The 20,789-nt window shown below is 66.7% G+C and carries 22 protein-coding genes and 1 pseudogene; 14 read left to right on the top strand and 9 right to left on the bottom strand.

The genetic code is table 11. The features are described 5' to 3' along the window. Positions 1–71: 71 nt before the first annotated feature. From NED98_RS04565 to NED98_RS04555, 3 genes are all read right to left on the bottom strand, one after another. A complete protein-coding gene (locus NED98_RS04565) occupies positions 72–683 on the bottom strand; it encodes a septation protein A (protein WP_265268431.1) in 612 nt (203 codons plus the stop codon). A gap of 163 nt (positions 684–846) precedes the next feature. After that, positions 847–1,782, bottom strand: a complete 936-nt coding sequence (gene ftsY / locus NED98_RS04560; protein ID WP_265312080.1) for a signal recognition particle-docking protein FtsY — start codon at positions 1,780–1,782, stop codon at positions 847–849. Then, on the bottom strand, positions 1,779–2,981 hold the full coding sequence (locus tag NED98_RS04555) for a MiaB/RimO family radical SAM methylthiotransferase (protein WP_265312079.1): 1,203 nt from the start codon (positions 2,979–2,981) through the stop codon (positions 1,779–1,781). The genes ftsY and NED98_RS04555 overlap by 4 nt, the downstream gene beginning before the upstream one ends. Before the next feature lie 15 nt (positions 2,982–2,996). Here NED98_RS04555 and NED98_RS04550 point away from each other — a divergent pair, with 15 nt between their 5' ends. Then, on the top strand, positions 2,997–3,554 hold the full coding sequence (locus NED98_RS04550; protein ID WP_265312078.1) for a DUF924 family protein: 558 nt from the start codon (positions 2,997–2,999) through the stop codon (positions 3,552–3,554). Here the strand turns inward: NED98_RS04550 and NED98_RS04545 are convergent. Beyond that, complete coding sequence (locus tag NED98_RS04545; protein WP_265312077.1) at positions 3,529–4,848, bottom strand: EAL domain-containing protein; 1,320 nt, start codon at positions 4,846–4,848, stop codon at positions 3,529–3,531. The genes NED98_RS04550 and NED98_RS04545 overlap by 26 nt on opposite strands. Before the next feature lie 285 nt (positions 4,849–5,133). On the opposite strand from NED98_RS04545, the gene ffh reads away from it, so the two are divergent. From ffh to NED98_RS04490, 11 genes and pseudogenes are all read left to right on the top strand, one after another. After that, on the top strand, positions 5,134–6,624 hold the full coding sequence (gene ffh, locus NED98_RS04540; protein WP_265312076.1) for a signal recognition particle protein: 1,491 nt from the start codon (positions 5,134–5,136) through the stop codon (positions 6,622–6,624). Between the two features lie 37 nt (positions 6,625–6,661). Then, positions 6,662–7,120, top strand: a complete 459-nt coding sequence (rpsP, locus tag NED98_RS04535) for a 30S ribosomal protein S16 (RefSeq protein ID WP_265268437.1) — start codon at positions 6,662–6,664, stop codon at positions 7,118–7,120. Between the two features lie 11 nt (positions 7,121–7,131). After that, complete coding sequence (gene rimM / locus NED98_RS04530; RefSeq protein WP_265268438.1) at positions 7,132–7,617, top strand: ribosome maturation factor RimM; 486 nt, start codon at positions 7,132–7,134, stop codon at positions 7,615–7,617. A gap of 30 nt (positions 7,618–7,647) precedes the next feature. Next, positions 7,648–7,902 (top strand): AbrB/MazE/SpoVT family DNA-binding domain-containing protein, encoded by a 255-nt coding sequence (locus NED98_RS04525; RefSeq protein ID WP_265312075.1) that lies wholly within the window; start codon positions 7,648–7,650, stop codon positions 7,900–7,902. Next, positions 7,892–8,275 carry a type II toxin-antitoxin system VapC family toxin gene (locus NED98_RS04520; RefSeq protein WP_265312074.1) on the top strand — a complete coding sequence of 128 codons (384 nt, stop codon included), beginning with the start codon at positions 7,892–7,894 and terminating at the stop codon, positions 8,273–8,275. The genes NED98_RS04525 and NED98_RS04520 overlap by 11 nt, the downstream gene beginning before the upstream one ends. After that, a pseudogene (gene trmD / locus NED98_RS04515) lies at positions 8,272–9,002 on the top strand (tRNA (guanosine(37)-N1)-methyltransferase TrmD). The gene NED98_RS04520 and the pseudogene trmD overlap by 4 nt, the downstream one beginning before the upstream one ends. A 1-nt stretch (position 9,003) precedes the next feature. Then, on the top strand, positions 9,004–9,390 hold the full coding sequence (rplS, locus tag NED98_RS04510; RefSeq protein WP_179511649.1) for a 50S ribosomal protein L19: 387 nt from the start codon (positions 9,004–9,006) through the stop codon (positions 9,388–9,390). 267 nt (positions 9,391–9,657) lie between these two features. Then, entirely contained in the window at positions 9,658–11,832 is a 2,175-nt protein-coding gene (locus tag NED98_RS04505; RefSeq protein ID WP_265312073.1) for a S9 family peptidase, read from the top strand. 9 nt (positions 11,833–11,841) lie between these two features. Continuing rightward, positions 11,842–12,558, top strand: a complete 717-nt coding sequence (locus NED98_RS04500; RefSeq protein ID WP_265312072.1) for an MgtC/SapB family protein — start codon at positions 11,842–11,844, stop codon at positions 12,556–12,558. A gap of 62 nt (positions 12,559–12,620) precedes the next feature. Beyond that, positions 12,621–13,649, top strand: a complete 1,029-nt coding sequence (locus tag NED98_RS04495) for an aspartate-semialdehyde dehydrogenase (RefSeq protein ID WP_265312071.1) — start codon at positions 12,621–12,623, stop codon at positions 13,647–13,649. Beyond that, positions 13,646–14,083 carry a GFA family protein gene (locus tag NED98_RS04490; RefSeq protein WP_265312070.1) on the top strand — a complete coding sequence of 146 codons (438 nt, stop codon included), beginning with the start codon at positions 13,646–13,648 and terminating at the stop codon, positions 14,081–14,083. The genes NED98_RS04495 and NED98_RS04490 overlap by 4 nt, the downstream gene beginning before the upstream one ends. 122 nt (positions 14,084–14,205) lie before the next feature. On the opposite strand, the gene NED98_RS04485 is transcribed toward NED98_RS04490, so the two are convergent. Genes NED98_RS04485 through NED98_RS04475 form a run of 3 tightly spaced genes read right to left on the bottom strand, consistent with a single transcriptional unit; the run spans position 14,206 to position 17,316 of the window. Then, positions 14,206–15,777, bottom strand: a complete 1,572-nt coding sequence (locus NED98_RS04485) for a DHA2 family efflux MFS transporter permease subunit (protein ID WP_265268446.1) — start codon at positions 15,775–15,777, stop codon at positions 14,206–14,208. Further along, positions 15,777–16,877, bottom strand: coding sequence for an HlyD family secretion protein (locus NED98_RS04480; protein ID WP_265312069.1), 1,101 nt, complete (start codon positions 16,875–16,877; stop codon positions 15,777–15,779). Before NED98_RS04480 ends, NED98_RS04485 begins: the two co-directional genes overlap by 1 nt. Beyond that, the gene (locus NED98_RS04475; RefSeq protein WP_179511642.1) at positions 16,870–17,316 is read right to left on the bottom strand and encodes a MarR family winged helix-turn-helix transcriptional regulator; all 447 of its coding nucleotides are present in this window, start codon (positions 17,314–17,316) and stop codon (positions 16,870–16,872) included. Before NED98_RS04475 ends, NED98_RS04480 begins: the two co-directional genes overlap by 8 nt. Positions 17,317–17,428: 112 nt before the next feature. On the opposite strand from NED98_RS04475, the gene NED98_RS04470 reads away from it, so the two are divergent. Next, on the top strand, positions 17,429–17,872 hold the full coding sequence (locus NED98_RS04470) for a GFA family protein (RefSeq protein ID WP_265312068.1): 444 nt from the start codon (positions 17,429–17,431) through the stop codon (positions 17,870–17,872). Further along, a complete protein-coding gene (locus NED98_RS04465) occupies positions 17,859–18,614 on the top strand; it encodes an alpha/beta fold hydrolase (RefSeq protein WP_265312067.1) in 756 nt (251 codons plus the stop codon). The genes NED98_RS04470 and NED98_RS04465 overlap by 14 nt, the downstream gene beginning before the upstream one ends. 44 nt (positions 18,615–18,658) lie before the next feature. Here NED98_RS04465 and NED98_RS04460 read toward each other — a convergent pair whose 3' ends face one another. Together NED98_RS04460 and NED98_RS04455 are read right to left on the bottom strand one after the other, a co-directional pair. After that, positions 18,659–19,177, bottom strand: a complete 519-nt coding sequence (locus tag NED98_RS04460) for a hypothetical protein (protein WP_265312066.1) — start codon at positions 19,175–19,177, stop codon at positions 18,659–18,661. 59 nt (positions 19,178–19,236) lie between these two features. Beyond that, positions 19,237–20,667, bottom strand: coding sequence for an AMP nucleosidase (locus NED98_RS04455; protein ID WP_265312065.1), 1,431 nt, complete (start codon positions 20,665–20,667; stop codon positions 19,237–19,239). Positions 20,668–20,789: the final 122 nt, after the last annotated feature.

The raw sequence follows: 20,789 nt of genomic DNA, 5'->3' as shown, positions 1-20,789 counted from the left end.
CCAGAGGCGGTAGCAACCGGCGTCGTGTTGTTTGGCTCTGGGTCCCCGCTTTCGCGGGGACACTTTATTTCTCAACCCTCCGGCGGGATCGTGTCCGGCGCGCTTTCGGCCTGCAGGCCGTGCTTCAACAACATCGGCACATTGGCGAAGGCGAAGACCAGGGTCAGCGGGATCGCGCCCCATAATTTGAACCCGACCCAGAAATCGGTCGAGCTGTTGCGCCACACCGCCTCGTTGAGCACCGCCATGACCACGAAGAAAATCGTCCAGTTGCGCGTGAGCTTGCGCCAACCGGCCTGATCGAGCCCGGGATAGGCGGTTTCGAGCAGCGACTGGAGCAGCGGGCGGCCGGTCGCGAGCCCGAAGCCGAGGACGGCGGCGAAGATCGCGTAGACGAAGGTCGGCTTCATCTTGATGAAGCGCTCGTCGTGGAAATAGATCGTCAGCCCGCCGAACACGAGCACCAGCACCGCCGAGATCAGCAGCATCGGCGAGACCCGCCCGGTCTTGAACCACGACAGGATCAGCGCGACGACCATCGCCGCCATGAAGGCGCCGGTGGCGGCGATGATGCGGAAGATCGCCGCGCCCGGGGTCAGGAAATTGACCGCGAAGAAGACCAGCAACGGCCCGTAATCGAGCGCGAGGCGGAAGCCCGGGGAGGCGGTTTTGCTCGTCGTCACGTCAACTCCATTAGCATTGTTTCGCGGTTCCCGCTCTTTCCAACCACCCCGGCGAAGGCCGAGGTCCAGTCGCGAGCGTTCCGTTGCTGGACCCCGGCCTCCGCCGGGGTGGTAAGGGAAATGAAACGCCGGGGACGAGGGAAAGCGAAGGCGGCGCCTCTCGTCACTTCCGCGTATCGTCCACGCCGGCGATGATCCGGCTGACCTCATTGGCGTCGAACGGGCGAAGATCGGTCATTCCTTCGCCGACCCCGATCGCATGGATCGGCAGCCCGTAACGCTCCGCCGCCGCGACGAGCACGCCGCCGCGCGCGGTGCCGTCGAGCTTGGTCATCACCAGCCCCGTCACCCCGGCGACTTCCCTGAACACCTCGATCTGCGACAGCGCATTCTGCCCGGTGGTGGCATCGAGCACCAGCACCACGTCATGCGGCGCCGCGGGGTTGAGCCGGCCGAGCACGCGGCGGATCTTGGCGAGCTCGTCCATCAGTTCGCGCTTGTTCTGCAATCGCCCGGCGGTATCGACGATCAGCACGTCGATCCCGGTCGCGGTGGCCTGTTTCACCGCATCCCACACCACCCCGGCAGCATCGCCGCCCTCCGGCCCGGTAACGATCGGTACCCCGACGCGCTCGGCCCAGGTGGCGAGCTGGCCGATCGCGGCGGCGCGGAAGGTGTCGCCCGCTGCGAGCATCACGCCATAATCCTGTTCGAGGAACAGATGCGCGAGCTTGGCGATCGTCGTCGTCTTGCCCGATCCGTTGACCCCGATGACGAGGATCACCTGCGGCCGCGGAAAGGCATCGATTTCGAGCGGGCGCGCGACCTCGGCCAGCGCCTTTTCAACCTCCTCGGCGACGACGAGGCGGATGCCGAGATCCTCCATATTGCGCTCGAAACTGCCCGCCGAGAGCCGCGCGCGGATCTTGCCCGCGGTCTCCGGGCCGAGATCGGACGCGATCAGCGCCTCCTCGATCTCGTCGAGCGTATTATCGTCGAGCGGCGCGGTGCCGAGCCCGGTGAGGTTGCCGATCAACCGATCGGAGGTGCGGCGGAAGCCGCCGAGCAGCTTTTCGTGCCAGGAAGGGTTGGAGTTCATTCAATCGTTCCGATGAGATGCCCGATAAGATGGCTGTCGGTCGCCTGCGCGATGCGAACGGAGAAAATCCGGCCGATGGCCGACGCAGGCTGGGTTTCCGCCAGCCGCACATCGGCGAAGCCCGGCGCATGGCCGCGATCGCCCGGTTTTTCCAGCACGATCGGCTGTTCGGAGCCGATCATGCCGTTGAGCCACGCGCGCCGCCGCATCGCCGCCCGCTCGCGCAGCCGCGCGGCACGTGCCCGCGCCACGTCGCCTGCGACCTGCGGCATCCGCGCCGCCGGGGTGCCGGCGCGCGGCGAATAAGGGAAGACATGCGCGTGGACAATGTCGCAATCGTCGATCAGCGCGAGCGTGTTGGCGAACATCGCGTCGCTCTCGGTGGGGAAGCCGGCGATCAGATCGGCGCCGATCGCGATGTCGCGCTTCGCCTTGAGCTGTTCGACCATGCGCACCGCGTCGGCGCGCAGATGGCGGCGGCGCATCCGCTTGAGCGTCAGATCGTCGCCGGCCTGCAGCGACAAATGGAGATGCGGCATGACGCGGGGTTCTTCGGTGATCAGCGCGAACAGCCGCTCGTCGATCTCGATCGTGTCGAGTGACGAGAGCCGCAGGCGGGGCAAAGCGGGCACGTCGCGCAGGATTTGCTCGACCAGCCCGCCGAGCGTCGTGTCGCCGTCGGCATAGCTGGTGAGATCGACCCCGCTCAGCACGACTTCCCGCGCGCCTTCCTCGACCAGAGCAGCGATCCGCGCAACGACCTGCGCGGCGGGGTCGCTGCGGCTCGGGCCACGCCCGGCGGGGATGGCGCAGAAGGTGCAGGCATGATCGCAGCCGTTCTGCACCCCGACGAAGGCACGCGCATGACGGCGCGGCGGCAGGCGATTGGGAAAGCCGCTCCAGGTCGCCGGGAGCAATTTGGCGGCATTGCCCACCACCCGCGCGACGCCGGGCAGTGCGCCGAAGCCGACGCGGTCGATTTCGGCGGCGCAGCCGGTCGCGACGATCTCCGCCTCCGGGCGCGCGCGATGCGCGCGGCGGATCGCGGCACGGCTCTGCTTCACCGCCTCGTTGGTGACGCCGCAGGTGTTGACGACGATCGTGTCGCGCTGCCCGATCAGGCCGCGGATCGTTTCGCTTTCCGCGAGGTTGAGACGGCAGCCAAGGGTTATAACCTCGGGCGCGGGCGGGGCAGGCATGGAGGCGATCTAGTCATGCGAGACGTGCAAGTCCACGAAAAGGCCGGCGAGGTGATCGACTTCTGGTTCTCGCTCGCGCCGAAATGGCATTTCATCCCCGATCCCGCGCTCGATCGCGAGATCGCCGACCGGTTCGGCGCGACGCGTCAGGCGGTGTTCGCGACGGGGGCGGCCGACTGGCAGGACAATCACGACAGCCTGCTCGCGGCGGTGATCCTGCTCGATCAATTCTCGCGGAATATCCATCGCGATACGCCCGCCGCCTTCGAGGCCGATCCGCTCGCCGCTTCGCTCACCGTCTCGGCGATCGATCGCGAATGGGACGAGCATTATCCGGTCGATCGGCGCATCTTCCTCTATATGCCGCTGATGCACGCCGAGGATGCCGCGCTCCAGCGGCTCAGCGTCGAGAAATATGTCGCTTTGGGCGAGCCCGAGCAGCTGCGTTACGCCCACGAACATGCCGATGTGATCGCGCGCTTCGGGCGCTTTCCGACGCGCAATGCGGCGCTCGGCCGGGAATCGACCGCGGAGGAGAAGGACTATCTCAGCCAGCCAGGCGTTGGCTGGTGACCATATTGGGGATCAGCCGTTGCTCGGCGAGCATCCGGCGGGTCTGCATCAGGCTCATCGGCTGGCCGAACAGATAGCCCTGGCCGACCGCGCAGCCCATCGCGCGCAGCCGGTCGGCGATGCGCCGGCTCTCCACTCCTTCGGCGGTCACCGGCAGGTTGAGGCTTTCGCCAAGCCGGATCACCGCATCGGCGATCGCGGCGCGCGCCGGATCCTCGCACACTTCGGTGATGATCGTATGATCGATCTTGATCCGGTCGAACGGCAGCGCGCGCAGGTGCGTCAGGCTGGAGACGCCGGTGCCGAAATCGTCGAGCGCGATCCGCACGCCCTGCGCCTTGAGGCTCTCGACGGTCGGCGAGACGACGCCTTGCGGATCCATCAGCACGCCCTCGGTCAGCTCGATCTCAAGCCGCGCGGGCGGAAAGCCGAGTTCGCTGAGCAGCCGGATCACCTTCTGCGCCAGCCACGGATCGCGCAGCTGGGTGACCGAGAAATTGACCGCGAGGATCAGCCGCGGATCCCAGTCGCGCGCGGCGGTGAGCGCCTGCCGCATCACCGACAGGGTAAGGTCCGCGATCAGATTGCGCTCGAGCGCGATGTCGATGAAATGCGCCGGCGCGATGACGCCGTGGGTCGGATGTTCCCAGCGTGCGAGCACCTCCAGCCCGAGCAATTCGTTGGTTTCGAGATCGATGATCGGCTCGAAATAAGGCACGATCGCGCCGTTCGAAATCGCATCGGGCAGGCTGCGCGCGATCACTGCGCGCGCGCGCGCGCGGGCGGCCATTTCCTTGGTGAAGCGCAGCGAGCGCACCCCTTCGGCGCGTGCCGCCGCCGCCGCGGTCGCCGCGGCCTCGACCAGCGCTTCGGCGGGCTGGGCTTGCGGATCGTCGGTGCTGGCGAGACCGATCGTCGCGCTGCGGGCATCGGCCTGCGGATAGCCGGCGAGCGCGTCGGCGATCCGCCGCGCGAGCTGCTCGGGCGCATCCACGGCATAGCGGTCGAAGGTCGTGAGGCAGGCGAGGCGGGTGGGTTCGATGATCCCGGCGATCGCGCCGAGCGGCAGCATTGCGGCGATGCTTGGCGCGAAATCGCCGAGCGCCCCGGCGGTCGCGTGGGGGCCGACATCGACCACGATCGCCGCCAGCATCCGGTCGCCCGCGCGCAGGCGAAGCTGTGCTCCGGCCTCGAGCAACCCCTGCCGCGTGGCGAGCCCGGTGGCGGCGTCGCGCGCCGCGGCCTTGCGCGCGCGGGACCAGGTGCCGCTGCCGCCTCGACGGGAGAATCGCATGAAAGCGCCGGCTGCGGCGACCAGGAGAATGCTCAACGCTATGATTATCACGAGCATTTCCATTGCCGTGCGGTCCCCCTGAATGTCGGTCCAGATATTTGTCGCAGATCGAGGTGTAGAAGCCGTTAAGCGAGACCGGCTTGCCCCGGCAAGCGCCTTGCGTTAAAGGCCCGCCCACGTTCCGACGTTGAACGCTGAAGAAAAGCGCCCATGTGGTGCACGCTGGCCGGCGAGGTTTCGCCCGCCGGCGCTTTTGCGTTTGGGGCCGGATGAGAAGGAAGTTTGATGTTCGACAGCCTCAGTGATCGCCTTGGCGGTGTGTTTGACCGGTTGCGCGGCCGTGGCGCGCTGACCGAGGCAGACGTGCGCCAGGCGATGCGCGAGGTGCGCATCGCGCTGCTCGAAGCCGATGTGGCGCTGCCGGTCGCGCGGCAGTTCGTCGAGGAGGCGACCGAGAAAGCGGTCGGCCAGAATGTGTTGCGCTCGGTCACCCCGGGGCAGCAGGTCGTCAAGATCGTCCACGATGCGCTGGTCGAGATGCTCGGCGGGACGCCGGGTGCGGGCGCGCCGCTCGAAGCGGAGCTGAACCTCAACGTCTCGCCGCCGGCGGTGGTGATGATGGTCGGCCTGCAGGGCTCGGGCAAGACCACGACGACCGCGAAGATCGCCAAGCGGCTCGCGGGCAAGGAGCGCAAGAAGGTGCTGATGGCGTCGCTCGACGTCAACCGCCCGGCCGCGCAGGAACAGCTCGCGACGCTCGGCACCCAGATCGAGGTGCAGACGCTGCCGATCGTCGCCGGCCAGCAGCCGGTCGATATCGCGCGGCGCGCGCTGCAGGCGGCGAAGCTGCAGGGCTTCGACGTGCTGATGCTCGATACCGCGGGCCGGCTCCATGTCGATCAGGCGCTGATGGACGAGATGCAGGCGGTGGCGGACATCGCCCGCCCGCAGGAAATCCTGCTCGTCGTCGACTCGCTGACCGGTCAGGATGCGGTCAATGTCGCGCAGAGCTTCTCGGCGCAGGTGCCGCTGACCGGCGTGGTGCTGACCCGGATGGACGGCGATGCGCGCGGCGGCGCGGCGCTGTCGATGCGCGCCGTCACCGGCAAGCCGATCAAATTCGCCGGCACCGGGGAAAAGCTCGACGCGATCGAGCCGTTTCACCCCGAGCGCGTCGCCGGCCGCATCCTCGGCATGGGCGACGTGGTGTCGCTGGTCGAGCGCGCGGCGGAGGCGATCCAGCAGGAAGACGCCGAGCGGATGGCCGAGCGGCTCTCCAAGGGCCATTTCGACATGAACGACCTGCGCGGCCAACTCGCGCAGATGCGGCGGATGGGCGGTCTCGGCGCGCTTGCCGGGATGATCCCCGGCATGAAGAAGGCGCAGCAGGCGATGGCCAATGGCGCGGTCGACGAACGCATCCTGCTGCGCATGGACGCGATGATCACGTCGATGACGCCCAAGGAGCGCACCAAGCCCGAGCTGATCAACGCCAAGCGCAAGATCCGCATCGCCAAGGGCAGCGGGACGACCGTGCAGGACGTCAACAAGCTGCTCAAGATGCATCAGGAAATGTCCACCGCGATGAAGCGCATCAAGAAGATGGGCGGGATCAAGGGGATGATGGCGATGCTCGGCAAGGGCGGCCTTGGCGGGCTGGGCAATGCGATCGGCGGGCAGGATCTGGGCGACATGCTCGGCAAGGCCGGCGGCGGTTTGCCGGGGCTGCCCGGTGGCGGGCTTCCGCCCGGGTTTCCGAAGAAATTCAAGAAGTAATTGAATATTTAGAGATAGTTGAAAGGAAGTATTACCAATGGCACTCAGCATTCGCCTGTCGCGTGGCGGCTCGAAGAAGCGTCCTTACTACCGCATCGTCGTTGCCGATGCGCGTAGCCCTCGCGACGGCAAGTTCATCGAGAAGATCGGCAACTACAACCCGCTGCTCAAGAAGGACGACGAGAAGCGCGTCGTGCTCGACACCGATCGCGCCAAGCATTGGCTGGGCGTTGGCGCGCAGCCGACCGATCGCGTCGCGCGTTTCCTCGACGCTGCCGGCGTGCGTGAGCGCGCCGCGCGCAACAACCCGAAGAAGGCCGAGCCGGGCGAGAAGGCCAAGGAGCGCGCCGAGGAGCGGGCCGAGAAGCTGAAGGCGGCTGAGGAAGCGGCGAACGAAGCCGAGGCGGTGGAAGTCGTTGCGGCTGAAGTCGAAGCGGCGACCGAAGAGCCGACTGCCGAGGCCGAGCAGGTCGCCGAGGCGACGTCCGAGCAGTAAGTTCGGCGCGGATGAACGCGACATCCGCCGATCCCGACGTCGTGCTCGCCGTGATCATCGGCGCGCACGGTGTGACGGGGGAGGTGCGGCTCAAGGTGTTCGCCGACGATCTCGGCGTCCACCGGTCGTTCAATCGCGGCGCGCTGACGCTCAAGGCGCTGCGTGACGGGCCGAACGGTGCAATCGCGCGCTTCGCCGAGGTGGGCGACCGCAATCGCGCCGAGGCGCTGCGCGGGACGGAGCTCTCCGTGCCGCGCTCGGCGCTGCCTGCGCTCGGCGAGGGCGAATATTATCATTGCGACCTGATCGGCCTTGCCGCGGTCTCGACCGAGGGCGAGGCGCTCGGGCGCGTCGTGGCGGTGGAGAATTTCGGCGCCGGCGACGTGATCGAGATCGAGCGCGACAATGGCAAGCGCTTCATGGTGCCGATGCGCGCCGACGCCGTGCCCGAATGGGGCGACGGCCGGCTGACGGTGGACAGCGCGTTCGTCGAATAGTATATACATTGCGTATATACGGAGGCGATCGTGGCGAAGGAATATCGCGCCAAGGTGTTCAAGTCGGGCAATTCGGTGGCACTGCGCTTACCGAAAGCGCTCGGCATTACCGAAGGCACCGAGATGTTGGTGCGCGAGGAACGCGGCAAATTCGAATTCGAGCCCGTGCCGAGCGAGTCGGAAAAGATCGATTTGACCGGCATTTGGGGGGCGTGTCCGGGGATAGAACGGATGCCGTTCGACGAATCCGAGCGCGATTGGAGTTCGTTCCCGGATGCCGATTAATCCGCGCTTCCTGCTCGACACCAATATCTGCATCTACTTGCTGGAAGGACGGGGCGGGGAGATCGTTCGTCGGAGGATCGAAGCCGCGGTTCGCGGTACCTTGGTTACGTCCACGATCGTCCAGGCGGAGGTGATGATCGGAGCGGATCGGCGCGATATGCTTTCGGTTGCCGACGCGCTGTTTACGATCATCCCGCCCGTCCCGTTCGATCAATCCGCTGCGCGAACCTATGCGTCCTTGCCTTTCCGTCGCGGTAACCTTGATCGGCTGATCGCAGCGCACGCGATTTCGCTCGATCTGACCCTGGTAACGAACAACGAGCGCGATTTCGCCGATATCCCCGGCCTGCGCGTCGAGAACTGGACCCGATGACCTTCGCCGCAACCGTCCTGACGCTCTATCCGGAGATGTTCCCCGGCCCGCTCGGCCTGTCGCTCGCCGGGCGCGCGCTGGGCGAGGGGCGGTGGTCGCTCGATGCGGTCAACATCCGCGATTTCGCGACCGACAAGCATCGCTCGGTCGACGATACTCCGGCCGGCGGGGGCGCGGGGATGGTGTTGCGCGCCGATGTCGTGGCGCGCGCGATCGATCATGTCGCCGACGATCGCCCGGTACTGGCGATGACCCCGCGTGGCGCGCCGCTCACCCAGGCGCGCGTCCGCTCGCTTGCGGCTGGCCCCGGCGCGGTCATTCTGTGCGGCCGGTTCGAGGGGTTTGACGAGCGGTTGTTCGAGGCGCGCGCGATCGAGGAGGTCGCGATCGGCGATTATGTGCTGTCGGGGGGCGAGATGGGCGCGCTGGTGCTGCTCGACGCTTGCGTTCGGCTGCTTCCCGGCGTAATGGGCGCGGCTTCCAGCGGGGACGAGGAAAGCTTCGAAAGCGGCCTCCTCGAATATCCGCATTATACCCGACCTTATGAATGGGAAGGGCGCACGATCCCCGAAGTGCTGCGATCGGGGGATCATGCGAAGATCGCCGCCTGGCGGAAACAACGGGCGGAGGATGATACACGGCTAAGGCGGCCGGACCTGTGGGAGCGCCATTCCGGTGCTCGGGTCGGTCGCCCTCTGGCGCGCGGCGAGGATTGAAGAGGTCGTAAGATGAACCTGATCCAGCAGCTCGAAGCCGAGCAGATCGAAAAGCTGACCGCGCGCCGCGCGATCCCCGATTTCCGCCCCGGCGATACGCTGAAGGTCGGCGTGAAGGTGGTCGAGGGCGAGCGTACCCGCGTCCAGAATTACGAAGGCGTGTGCATCGCGCGTTCGAACAAGGGCATGGGCTCGAGCTTCACCGTGCGCAAGATTTCGTTCGGCGAGGGCGTCGAGCGCGTGTTCCCGCTTTATTCGCCGAACATCGATTCGATCGACGTGGTGCGCAAGGGCGCGGTGCGTCGTGCCAAGCTCTATTATCTGCGTGGCCGCACCGGCAAGTCGGCGCGTATCGCCGAGCGTCGCGACAACCGTCCGACGGCGGAAGCGGCCGAATAATCGCCGCTACGAGCTGAAAAGCATCGGAGGCGCCGGCGGGACATCGCCGGCGCCTCTTTTCGTTGGCTTTCCTCTTGTCGTCATGCCTGGCTTGACCCGGCATCCAGAGTCTCAAGCGGTGCCGCCCTTGGCTCTGGAGGCCGGGTCAAGCCGGCGTGACGGGGGGCCTTGTCTTTTCCGTCGCACCGCGCTTTGCCCTTGCGCCTGACGGAGAAAGATATGCGCGCATGGTTGCCTGCACTTGCCCCTTTGATCTTGCTGGCACCGATGCCCGCCGTGGCTGATCCCGTGCCCCAGCCGCAGCGGCTGACGCTCGAGCGTATCTTCGCCAGCCCCGATCTCGCCGGCCCGCAGCCGCAATCGTTGCGCCTCTCGCCCGACGGCACGTTGCTGACCTCGGTGCGCAACCGCACCGACGAGCGCACCCGCTACGATCTGTGGGCGACCGATACGCGCACCGGCGCCGAGCGGATGCTGGTGGATTCGCGCAAGGTCGGCAGCGGCGCGGCGCTTTCCGAGGCGGAGAAGATGCAGCGCGAGCGCGATCGCACCAAGACCGGCAAGACCGGCATCCTCGATTACGACTGGGCGCCCGACGGCCGCTCGTTGCTCGTGCCGATCGACGGCGAATTGTTCCTCGCCGGGCTCGACGGCGATGCGCGGCGGATCGCGGGGACCAAGGGCGCGCTCAACCCGGCGATCTCGCCGCGCGGCGGGTTCGTCAGCTTCGTGCGCGACCAGAATCTGTGGGTCCAGCCGCTCGCGGGCGAGGGCGCGGCGCAAGCGCTGACCAAGGAGGGAAGGGGTACGATCCATTTCGGCGAGGCGGAGTTCGTCGCGCAGGAGGAAATGGATCGCCGCACCGGTTACTGGTGGTCGCCCGACGAGAGCCGGATCGCGGTCGAGCGGTTCGACGAGGCGCCGGTCAAGATCTTCACCCGCGCAGCGATCGGCGCGTCGGGCACCAATATCTACCAGCAGCGCTACCCCGCCGCGGGCACCCCCAATGCCTTGGTCGAATTGTGGGTGATCCGCGCCGACGGTTCGGGCCGGGTGAAGGCCGATCTCGGCACCGACAGCGACTTCTACCTCGCGCGCGTCGATTGGCTGCCGGACGGTTCGGCGTTGCTCGTCCAGCGCGAGAGCCGCGACCAGCGCACGCTCGACATGCTGCGCGTCGATGCCGCCACCGGCAAAGCGACGGTGATGTTCACCGAAAAGGCCGGGGCGAAGAGCTGGATCAACCTCTCCAACGCCTATCGCGTGATGCCCGATGGCGGCCTGATCTGGCGCTCCGAACGCGACGGCTTCGGGCATCTCTATCGCTGGAAAGCTGGCAAATGGACCCAGCTGACCAGGGGCGACTGGGTGGTGACCGGGCTGATCGGGGTCGATGACGCCTCGGGCCGGATCTTCTTCACCGGCAATCGCGACGGGGTGCTCGAACAGCATCTCTACGCCCTCGATCCCAAGACGCATGCGATCACGCGGCTGACCGAGGCGGGCTGGTGGAACAGCGCGAGCGCCGATACGCGCGCGTCGCGCTTCATCATCACGCGATCGAACCCCGATCAGCCGCCGCAGACCTATCTCGCCGATGCCGAGGGCAAGCGTCTGTCGTGGATCAACGAAAATGCGGTGACTGGCGCGCATCCCTATGCCCCGTATCGCGCCGCGCACCGCCCGACCGAATTCGGCACGGTGAAGGCCGCGGACGGCACGGTGCTGCAGTGGGAGATGATCACCCCGCCGCTCGAACCGGGCAAGAAATATCCCGTCTTCTTCCAGCATTACGGCGGCCCGCACAGCCAGCAGGTGACCCGCGGCTGGAGCAATCCGCTGGTGCAATATCTGGTGCAGCAGGGGTGGATCTTCTTCCAGATCGACAATCGCGGCTCGGCCAATCGCGGCAAGGCGTTCGAGGATGCGATCTGGCATGCGATGGGCAGCGTCGAGGTCGAGGATCAGCTCGCCGGCGCGCGCTATCTCAAGTCGCTGCCGTTCGTCGACGGCACGAAAATCGCCACCTATGGCTGGTCGTACGGCGGCTATATGACGCTCAAGATGCTGGAGAAGAACCCCGGCGTCTATGCCGCGGGCGTCTCGGGCGCGCCGGTCACCGACTGGTCGCTCTACGATACCCATTATACCGAGCGCTATATGGGCGATCCGACCCGCGATGCCGCGGCCTATACCGCGTCGAGCGCGCTCCCCGATGCGACCAAGATTCGCGATCCATTGCTCCTCATGCACGGCATGGCCGACGACAATGTCTTCCTCGACAACACCACGTCGATCGCCGCGCGGTTGCAGGCGGCGGACATCAAGTTCGAAATGATGCTCTATCCCGGCAAGACCCACGGCGCGGTGCGCGACGTGCATCCCTGGACGACGATGCTCGATTTCCTCGACCGTCACGTAAAGAACATCCCGGCGAAGTAAGCACGGGCGATGCGCTTCCTCACCACCTTCCACCTGATGCCGTTCCTCGACACGATCGTCAGCTATGTCGCGGCGTTCGTGCTCGGCACGCTGATCGGGGCGGAGCGGCAATATCGCCAGCGCACCGCGGGGCTGCGCACCAACGCCTTGGTGGCGATTGGCGCGGCGGCGTTCACCGATCTCGGGCAGCGGCTCGGCGGCGACGTCGAGTCGATCCGGGTGATCGCTTATGTCGTGTCGGGGATCGGCTTCCTCGGCGCCGGCGTGATCATGAAGGAGGGGATGAACGTCCGCGGGCTCAACACCGCGGCGACCCTGTGGTGCTCGGCGGCGGTCGGCGCGATCGCGGGGAGCGACATGCTGGCCGAGGCCACCTTGCTTGCCGGGCTGGTGATCGTCGCCAATACCTTGCTCCGTCCGGTGGTCGACGCGATCAACCGCATCCCGCTCGAAGGCCGCAGCCTCGAAGCGACCTATTCGGTGACGATCACCGGCGCGACCGATCGGGCCGGGCCGCTCGGCGACCTCTTGACCGATCATCTCGAAGCCCAATCTTTGCCGGTGGCCGAGCTCGACGTGGTGGAGCGCGGCGAGGAGCGCGTCGAGATCGTCGCGACCCTCGTCAGCACCAATGTTCCGTCGCATGAGCTCGACGCGATCGTCGAACATCTGTCGGAGGTGCATGGCATTACCCATGCGACCTGGCAGGCGCGGACGCACGATTAGAATGATGTTGCTGCCCGCGCCGCAATGACGGTACGGGCCGCGCCGACAGCAGGAGTTCACACATGGGTTATCGGGTGGTGGTCGCGGGCGCGACGGGCAATGTCGGTCGCGAGATGGTCAACATCCTCGCCGAGCGCGAATTCCCTGCGGACGAGATCGCGCTGGTCGCAAGCTCGCGGTCGACCGGCGACCAGATCGAATATGGCGAGACCGGCAAGATGCTCACGGTCAAGAATATCGAGCATTTCGATCCGACCGGCTGGGATATCGCGCTGTTCGCGATCGGCAGCGAGGCGACCAAGGTCTATGCCCCCAAATTCGCCGCCGCGGGCTGCACGGTGATCGACAATTCGTCGCTCTACCGCATGGACCCGGACGTGCCGCTGATCGTCCCGGAGGTGAACCCCGAGGCGATCGACGGCTATAAGAAGAAGAATATCATCGCCAACCCGAATTGCTCGACCGCGCAGATGGTCGTCGCATTGAAGCCGCTGCACGACGCGGCGACGATCAAGCGCGTGGTGGTCGCGACCTATCAATCGGTCTCGGGCGCGGGCAAGGTCGGGATGGACGAGCTGTTCGAGCAGAGCCGCAACATCTTCGTCGGCGACCCGGCCGAGCCGAAGAAATTCACCAAGCAGATCGCGTTCAACGTCATCCCGCATATCGACAGCTTCCTCGACGACGGCTCGACCAAGGAAGAATGGAAGATGGTGGTCGAGACCAAGAAAATCCTCGATCCCAAGATCAAGGTGACCGCGACCTGCGTGCGCGTCCCGGTGTTCGTCGGCCATTCCGAGGCGATCAACATCGAATTCGAGGAGGAAATCTCCGCCGCGCAGGCGCAGCGCATCCTGCGCGAGGCGCCGGGGGTGATGCTGGTCGACAAGCGCGAGGACGGGGGATACGTCACCCCGATCGAATGCGTCGGCGATTACGCCACCTTCATCAGCCGCGTGCGGGAGGATTCGACGGTGGATAACGGGCTTTCCTTGTGGTGCGTCAGCGACAATCTGCGCAAGGGCGCCGCGCTCAACGCGGTGCAGATCGCCGAATTGCTCGGCCGACGGCATCTGAAGAAAGCGGCATGACCGTCTCCGGCGGTTGTCGCTGCGGCGCGTGTCGCTACGAGGTGGCGCTCGACGCGGTGACGGCCGTCTATTGCTGCCATTGCACCGATTGCCAGCGGTGGACAGGCAGCGCGTTCAGCGAGCAGGCGGTGGTGCCGGCGGGGGCGATCACCGCCGCCGGGCCGGTGATCGATTATACGCTCGCCACCCCGAGCGGCCGGCAATCGCATCAATATGCCTGCGGCACCTGCCACGCGCGATTGTGGAACGTCAGCAGCCTGCGCCCCGATCTTGCGATCATCCGCGCGGGGACGCTCGACGAGAATCGATCGCTCGAGCCGCGCGCGCATATCTGGGTGCGGAGCAAGCAGCCGTGGATCGTGCTCGACGATGACGTGCCGCAATGGCCCGAGGGGCCGGATCTCGAAGGGTTTTTCGCGGCGCTCTCGCGATAGGGAAACGAGCGCGGATCCAGCCCCGTTCGGGCTGAGCCTGTCGAAGCCCTGTACTTTCTTCCGATGAGGAAGGACAGCCGTTCGACGAGCTCAGGGCGAACGGGAGAGAGCGCGCGTGCGCCTCACTCCGAATGCACCACCTCGACCTTGCCCTTCGGCTTCTTGAGCACAAGCACTAGCGGCACCGCGGCGAGCGCGATCCAGCTCATCATGTAGAAATCGTCGATATAGGCGATCATCGCCGCCTGCTGGTTGACCATCGCATCGGCATAGGAAAACACGCTGTCGGCATACATGCCGAGCTGATCGATCGAGCTCAGGTTGATCGCGGGTACGCGATCCTGCGTGACATGCTGCGCCAGATCGGCGTGGCTGACCTGGATATTGCGCGCCAGCAGCACCGTGACCATCGAGATCCCCGCCGACTGGCCGATCGAGCGCGTCAGGTTGAGCAGGCTCGCACCGTCGGTGCGGTAGCGGCCGTCGAGCGTTGCGAAAGCTAGGGCGTTCATCGGCATGAACACCAGCCCCATGCCCAGCCCCTGAACGAAGCCGGCGGTGATCACCGGCCAATAATCCATCTGCAGGCTATAGGCCGCCATCCAGCGCAGCGAGACCGCGAAGATCACCAGCCCGATCATGATCACTGGCCGCGTGTCGACGCGGACCATCAGCCACCCGGCGAGCCACATCGTGATCAGCACGCCCACGCCGCGCGGCGCCATCATCAGCCCGGTGTCGATCACCGGATAGCCGAACAATTGCTGGAGCATCGGCGGCAGCAGCGCCATCGGCGCCATTGTCGAGATGCCGATCACGACCATGAAGAACATGCCGCTGACGAGGTTGCGGTTGCCGAACAGATGGCGATCGAACAGCGGTTTCTTCGCGGTGGCGAGGTGGACGATCGCCATCCAGGCGAAGGCGAAGGCGATCAGCCCCTCGATCACGATCTCCCAGCTCGCGAACCAATCCTTGTTTTGCCCGCGATCGAGCATCAGCTGGAAGGACGCGACCGCGACCCCGATCAGCAGGAAGCCGAAGCCGTCGAACGAGCGTTTCGCCCTTGGCCGTGACGGGAGCAGGAACCACAGGATCGCAAAGGTCAGCGCGCCGACCGGGACGTTGACGTAGAACACCCAGCGCCAGTTATAGCTTTCGGTAAGCCACCCGCCGATCACTGGCCCCATGATCGGGCCGACCATCACCCCCATGCCCCACACGCTCATCGCCTGGGCGGAGCGTTCGGGCGGGTTGATATCGAGCATCGAGGTTTGCGACAGCGGGTTGATGAACGCCGCGAAAATCCCCTGGAAGACGCGGAATATCACCATTTCCTCAAGGCTGACGGCGGTGCCGCATGCCATCGAGGCGAGGATGAACCCGCCGACCGCGATCAGGAACAGGTTGCGGCTGCCGATCCGATCGGAAAGCCAGCCGGTCGCCGGCAGCGCGATCGCGGTGGCAACGATATAGCTGGTCAGCACCCAGGTGATCGTATCCGCGGTCGCGCCGAGGCTGGTCTGCATGTGCGGCAGCGCGACATTGGCGATCGTGGTGTCGAGGATCTGCATGATCATCGCGCCCATGACCCCGATCGTCAGGATACCGCGATGTTTGACGGGCAGCAGCGGCTGGCCCGGCTGCGGAACAGCGGGCGCGGCGGCGGAGGCTGGGGCGGCGCGCGAAGCCATTATCTGGCTTTCGCGTCGCCCTTGGTGTCGCCCTTCGTGTCGATCGTCACGTCGGTCGAAAGCCCGGCGATCATCGCGCGCGGCGGGTTGCCCTCGATCGCGACACGCACCGGCACGCGCTGTGTCACCTTGACCCAATTGCCATTGGCATTCTGCGCCGGAAGCACCGAAAACTCGCTCCCGGTGCCCGCACCGATCGACTGGACGTGGCCGCGCACCTTGAGCCCGGGATAGGCGTCGAAGGTCAATTCGGCGGGCTGGCCGACGCGCATGTGATTGAGATCGGTTTCCTTGAAATTGGCCTCGACCCACGCCTGCTGGCTGACCACCAGGCTGAGCGCCGGAACCCCCGAGGGGGTGATGTTGCCGACCTGCAATCGCCCGGTCTGGCTGACGATGCCGTCCTTCGGTGCGCGCACCACGCTGCGTTCCAGATCGTAAGCGGCCTTCGCGCGCTTGGCGAGCGCGACCTGGATCGCCGCGGGCTGGCCGGTGCCGCCGCCCGAGCCGAGCTGCTGACGCGCGCGCGCCGCTGCGGCCTGCGCGGTCGCGAGCTTGGCATTGGCGGCAGCGACCCCCTGCGTCGCGGCGTCGAACGCGGCGCGGGTGGTGAAGCCCTGCTTCATCAGCGCGGCCTGACGCGCGTAGGTTGCCTGCGCCAGCGTCTGCTCGGCCCTGGCGTTCTGGATATCGGCGGCGGCGCTGCCGGTGTCGGTGGCCATCGTGGAGACCTGCACCCGCGCGGTGGCGAGATCGGCGTCGGCCTGCGCCAGCGCGATGCGATACGGCTCGGGGTCGATGCGGAACAGCACGTCGCCGGCCTTGACCCGCTGGTTCTCGCGCACCTCGACCGAAACGATCCGCCCCGAGACGTCGGGGCTGACCGAGATCATGTCCTGCTGGACATAGGCATTGTCGGTCGAGATGTAGCGGCCCGAGGTGAGATAGACATAGCCGGCGATCGCGGCGATTAGGATCGGCACGCCGAACATGAGCAGCGAGCGCAGCAGCCGGCGCTCCTTGCGCAGCGGCGCGGCCTCGGTCGGCACGGTGAGGGCAGGGCCGGCGGCCGTTGCGCGCTTGGGATCGGCATCAGCCATGAGCGGCGTCCTTGTGTTGCGGCAGCTCGGCGAGGTTCTGGCGAATGGCATTCAGCACGTCGGAAAGCTCGTCAATCTTCTCTTGAGGGATACCGCGCAGCGCCTGCGCGGCGAGTTCGGCCCCGGTCTCGCGTAGCTCCTCGAGGATCGGGCGGGCCTTGTCGCTGAGGTAGAGCCGCCAGGCGCGGCGATCCTTGGGATCGCGGCGGCGCTCGACCAGCCCGGCTTCTTCGAGGCGGTCGACCATCCGGCACAAGGTGATCGGCTCCACCTCCAGGATATCGGCGAGCCCGCCCTGATTGATCCCTTCGTGCCGGCTGAGGCCGAACAGCGCCTTCCACTGCGCACGCGTCGCGCCGAGCGAGCGCGCGCGCTCGTCGAAGCGACGGCGCATCAGTCGCGACGTGTCGCTGAGCAGGAAACCGAACGTCTCTGTCATAGGCTGCCATATAATAAGCTTGCTTATATAATGGAAGCGAATTGCTGCGCGAAAAGTTGCAACGGGCGGTGCGAGGCGCGACAAATATCCGTCTGAGACAGGAGACGGTGCAATGACGCGGATGACCGGCGGCTGCCAATGCGGGCGGGTGCGCTATGCGGCGGAGGTCGACAGCGATGACGCCTATCTGTGCCATTGCCGGATGTGCCAGCGCGCCACCGGCGGGGTGTCGATCGCGTTCAAGAACGTGAAGCGCGCCGATGTGCATTGGGAGCGCGAGCCCGATCGTTATGCCTCTTCGCCGATCGCGCGGCGCGGTTTCTGCTCGGCATGCGGCACGCCGCTGACGTTCGAATATGTCGCGGGGTCGGACAAGCTCGACCTGACGGTCGGCAGTTTCGACGATCCTTCGCGCTTCCGCCCGACCGCGCATTTCGGGGTCGAGCATCGCCACGACGCCTGGCTCGACACACGCGACTTGCCGGGAACGCGGTGCGCGGAATATCAGCCGCTGGTCGAGCGGTGGCGAGAAGCAGGCAGCGATGTCCCAAAGTGAAGTGCACTATTTCGAGAGTTTCGACGGCACGCGGCTGGCGTGGCGGGAGATGGGGGAGGGGCGCCCGGTCGTCCTGATCCACGGTTATTTCTCAGACGCTTACACCAATTGGATCCGCTACGGACACGCCGCCGCAATCGCCGCGCGCGGCTTTCGCGTGATCATGCCGGATCTGCGCGCGCACGGCGACAGCGCGCGGCCGCACGACCCGGCCGCCTATCCACCCGACGCGCTGACGCAGGATGGGCACGCACTGATCGCGCATCTCGGGCTCGGCGATTATGATCTCGGCGGCTATTCGCTCGGCGCGCGCACCACGTCGCGGATGCTCGCGACCGGGGCCAACCCGCGACGGGTGGTCTTTGCCGGGATGGGTCTCGACGGGCTGGTCTCGGCCGAGCGCCGCGCGGGCCATTTTCGCCATGTCCTGACCAATCTCGGCCAGCACCCGCGGGGGAGCGAGGCGTGGTTCGCCGAGGCGTTCCTCAAGACCACCGGCGGCGATCCGGTGGCGTTGCTGGGCATCATCGACACCTTCGTCAGCACCCCGCTCGAGACGGTCGAGCGGTTCGGCTGGCCGGCGCTGTGCGTCAACGGCGTCGACGATGACGACAACGGCTCGGCCGCCGCGCTCGCCGATGCGCTGCCCGACGCGCGTTACGTCGAAATCCCCGGCAACCATATGAGCGCGGTGACCAAGCCGGCGCTGGGGCAGGCGATCGCGGATTTCCTCGCGGGCTGACCTCGTACCGTCGTCATTCCCGCCTGCGCGGGAATGACGCGTTATCAGTCCGCCGGTTTGTCCGTCGTCTCCGGGGACGACGCGCTATCCGTCGCTTCCCCCGCTTTCGGCGTCGAGCCGCGCAGCGACAGCAGCGCCGCGGTTGCGGCCGCGCCGACAGCGGCGAGCCCGCCGGCGATCGCCGCGGAGCCCCATTTCTTGCCGGCGAGCTTCTCGCGCGCCTTGGAAACCCCGTCGGTCGCCTTGGCCAGGGTCGAGCGCGCGGAGGCGGCGACCGTTTCGGCGGTGGTCGGCTTGGCGGCGGCGCGAGGGGTGGCCGGCGCGGCCTTGCGCCCCGCGGCACGCTGCTTCGCCGCCGGTTTGGCGGCGCGGGTCGTCGGGGCGGCCGCGTTCGTCGAGGCGGCGCGGGTCCGCTTCGGCTTGGACGCGGCAGCCGGCGCCTTGGCCGGCGCTTTCGACGTTCCCTTCGTGCCGGCCGGCTTGGCGGCGGCGGTCTTGCGCGGCGCACGGCGGCGCGGTGCGGCGGCCTTGGTCGGCTGGGGGGTGTCTGGCGTATCGGCCATGCGTTGGTCTCCCTGTTGCGGTACAGACAGACTAACGCTCGCTCATGCCAGTCGTTGCGTCAACGGAAAGGCGGTTCGTTGAACGCCCTCAGCTTGCGGCTGTGCAGCCGGGCGCCCTCGCGACGCAGCTCCTCGCAGGTCTCGATGCCGATCCGCATATGCTCGCTGATCGCGCGCTCGTAGAAGCGATTGGCTTGCCCGGGCAGCTTGAGCTCGCCGTGGAGCGGCTTGTCCGAGACGCACAACAAGGTGCCGTAGGGGACGCGGAAGCGATAGCCCTGCGCCGCGATCGTCGCCGATTCCATATCGATCCCCACCGCGCGCGACAGCGAGAAACGCAGCGCCGAGCGGCTGTAGCGCAATTCCCAGTTGCGATCGTCGGTGGTGACGATCGTCCCGGTGCGCAGCCGCCGCTTCAATTCCTCGCCCGACTGACCCGAGACGGTTTCGGCCGCGCGGGCGAGCGCGAGCTGGACCTCGGCGATCGCCGGCACCGGAATCTCGGGCGGGAGCATGTCGTCGAGCACGTGATCGTCGCGGAGATAGGCGTGCGCCAGTACATAATCGCCGATCCGCTGCGACGGGCGCAGCCCCCCGCAGTGGCCGATCATCAGCCACGCATCGGGGCGCAGCACCGCGAGGTGATCGGTGATCGTCTTGGCGTTCGACGGGCCGACCCCGATGTTGACCAGGGTGATCCCGCTGCGATCGGGCGCGATCAGGTGATAGGCGGGCATCTGCAGCCGGCGCCACGCGCTATCGTCGAGCTTGCTCGGATCGTCGCCCGGCTCGAACATCACCCCGCCCGGGCCGGACAGCGCGGTAAAGCGCGTCTTGCCGTCAACCTGGGTCGCCGCCCAGCGGACGAATTCGTCGACATAGCGGTGATAATTGGTGAACAGCACATAGCGCTGGACATGCTCGGGCGGGGTGCCCGTGTAATGCCGGAGGCGCGCGAGGCTGAAATCGGTGCGCAACGCGTCGAACAGCGCGAGCGGGCGGCTCGCATCGGGGCCGCCCGACAGCCCGTCGGCGATTTCGTCGCCGATATTGGCGAGCTCGGTCGCGGGGAAGAAGCGCGCCAGCTCGGATGCGGAGACTTCGTCGAGCCGCAGCGCATGGCCGGGATCGAGCACATAAGGGAAGGGGATTTCGGTCCGCCCGGCGACCGCCTGCACCTCGACGTCATAATCTTCGAGCAGCAAAGTGAGCTGTTCGGTGAGATATTCGGCGAAGATCGCCGGCTTGGTGACGCTGATACGATATTCGCCGGGGGTCACCAGCCGCCCGAACGAGCGCAGCGGCGTCGGGCGTTCGTCCTGCCCGCGATAACGCAGATGGATTTCGGGATAGGCGAACGACCCGTCGAAGCGCGATTCCGGCGGCGGCGGGGTGCCGTTGGCGAGATAGCGGGTCAGTGCCTCCTGCAGGCGGGCGACGGAGGCGGTGTAGAGCCGATCCAGTTCGGCGACGATTTCTGCTGCGGTCATCCTAAGCGATTAAATTGCCTGAATGACGCTGGCAAGACAATGGCGGCGCGGTTTCGCCTTTCGAACGACCGGGAGCCTTTCGGATACATCGAGCGGCAATGCTGCCGCATATTCCCCTCGTC

Source organism: Sphingomonas lycopersici (genome assembly GCF_026130605.1).
GTDB classification, from domain to species: Bacteria; Pseudomonadota; Alphaproteobacteria; order Sphingomonadales; family Sphingomonadaceae; genus Sphingomonas; species Sphingomonas lycopersici.
Note: the sequence above shows the minus strand (reverse complement) of the source record. Positions and strands in the feature narration are given on the sequence as shown.

Coding starts and splice junctions, on each gene's coding strand:
- NED98_RS04550 (WP_265312078.1), top strand. CDS start 2,997: ATGCGAGACGTGCAAGTCCACGAAAAGGCCGGCGAGGTGATCGACTTC.
- rplS (WP_179511649.1), top strand. CDS start 9,004: ATGAACCTGATCCAGCAGCTCGAAGCCGAGCAGATCGAAAAGCTGACC.
- NED98_RS04465 (WP_265312067.1), top strand. CDS start 17,859: ATGTCCCAAAGTGAAGTGCACTATTTCGAGAGTTTCGACGGCACGCGG.
- ffh (WP_265312076.1), top strand. CDS start 5,134: ATGTTCGACAGCCTCAGTGATCGCCTTGGCGGTGTGTTTGACCGGTTG.
- NED98_RS04500 (WP_265312072.1), top strand. CDS start 11,842: ATGCGCTTCCTCACCACCTTCCACCTGATGCCGTTCCTCGACACGATC.
- NED98_RS04555 (WP_265312079.1), bottom strand. CDS start 2,981: ATGCCTGCCCCGCCCGCGCCCGAGGTTATAACCCTTGGCTGCCGTCTC.
- NED98_RS04485 (WP_265268446.1), bottom strand. CDS start 15,777: ATGGCTTCGCGCGCCGCCCCAGCCTCCGCCGCCGCGCCCGCTGTTCCG.
- NED98_RS04480 (WP_265312069.1), bottom strand. CDS start 16,877: ATGGCTGATGCCGATCCCAAGCGCGCAACGGCCGCCGGCCCTGCCCTC.
- ftsY (WP_265312080.1), bottom strand. CDS start 1,782: ATGAACTCCAACCCTTCCTGGCACGAAAAGCTGCTCGGCGGCTTCCGC.
- NED98_RS04460 (WP_265312066.1), bottom strand. CDS start 19,177: ATGGCCGATACGCCAGACACCCCCCAGCCGACCAAGGCCGCCGCACCG.
- rimM (WP_265268438.1), top strand. CDS start 7,132: ATGAACGCGACATCCGCCGATCCCGACGTCGTGCTCGCCGTGATCATC.
- NED98_RS04475 (WP_179511642.1), bottom strand. CDS start 17,316: ATGACAGAGACGTTCGGTTTCCTGCTCAGCGACACGTCGCGACTGATG.
- NED98_RS04495 (WP_265312071.1), top strand. CDS start 12,621: ATGGGTTATCGGGTGGTGGTCGCGGGCGCGACGGGCAATGTCGGTCGC.
- NED98_RS04520 (WP_265312074.1), top strand. CDS start 7,892: ATGCCGATTAATCCGCGCTTCCTGCTCGACACCAATATCTGCATCTAC.
- NED98_RS04490 (WP_265312070.1), top strand. CDS start 13,646: ATGACCGTCTCCGGCGGTTGTCGCTGCGGCGCGTGTCGCTACGAGGTG.
- NED98_RS04505 (WP_265312073.1), top strand. CDS start 9,658: ATGCCCGCCGTGGCTGATCCCGTGCCCCAGCCGCAGCGGCTGACGCTC.
- NED98_RS04545 (WP_265312077.1), bottom strand. CDS start 4,848: ATGCGATTCTCCCGTCGAGGCGGCAGCGGCACCTGGTCCCGCGCGCGC.
- NED98_RS04470 (WP_265312068.1), top strand. CDS start 17,429: ATGACGCGGATGACCGGCGGCTGCCAATGCGGGCGGGTGCGCTATGCG.
- rpsP (WP_265268437.1), top strand. CDS start 6,662: ATGGCACTCAGCATTCGCCTGTCGCGTGGCGGCTCGAAGAAGCGTCCT.
- NED98_RS04455 (WP_265312065.1), bottom strand. CDS start 20,667: ATGACCGCAGCAGAAATCGTCGCCGAACTGGATCGGCTCTACACCGCC.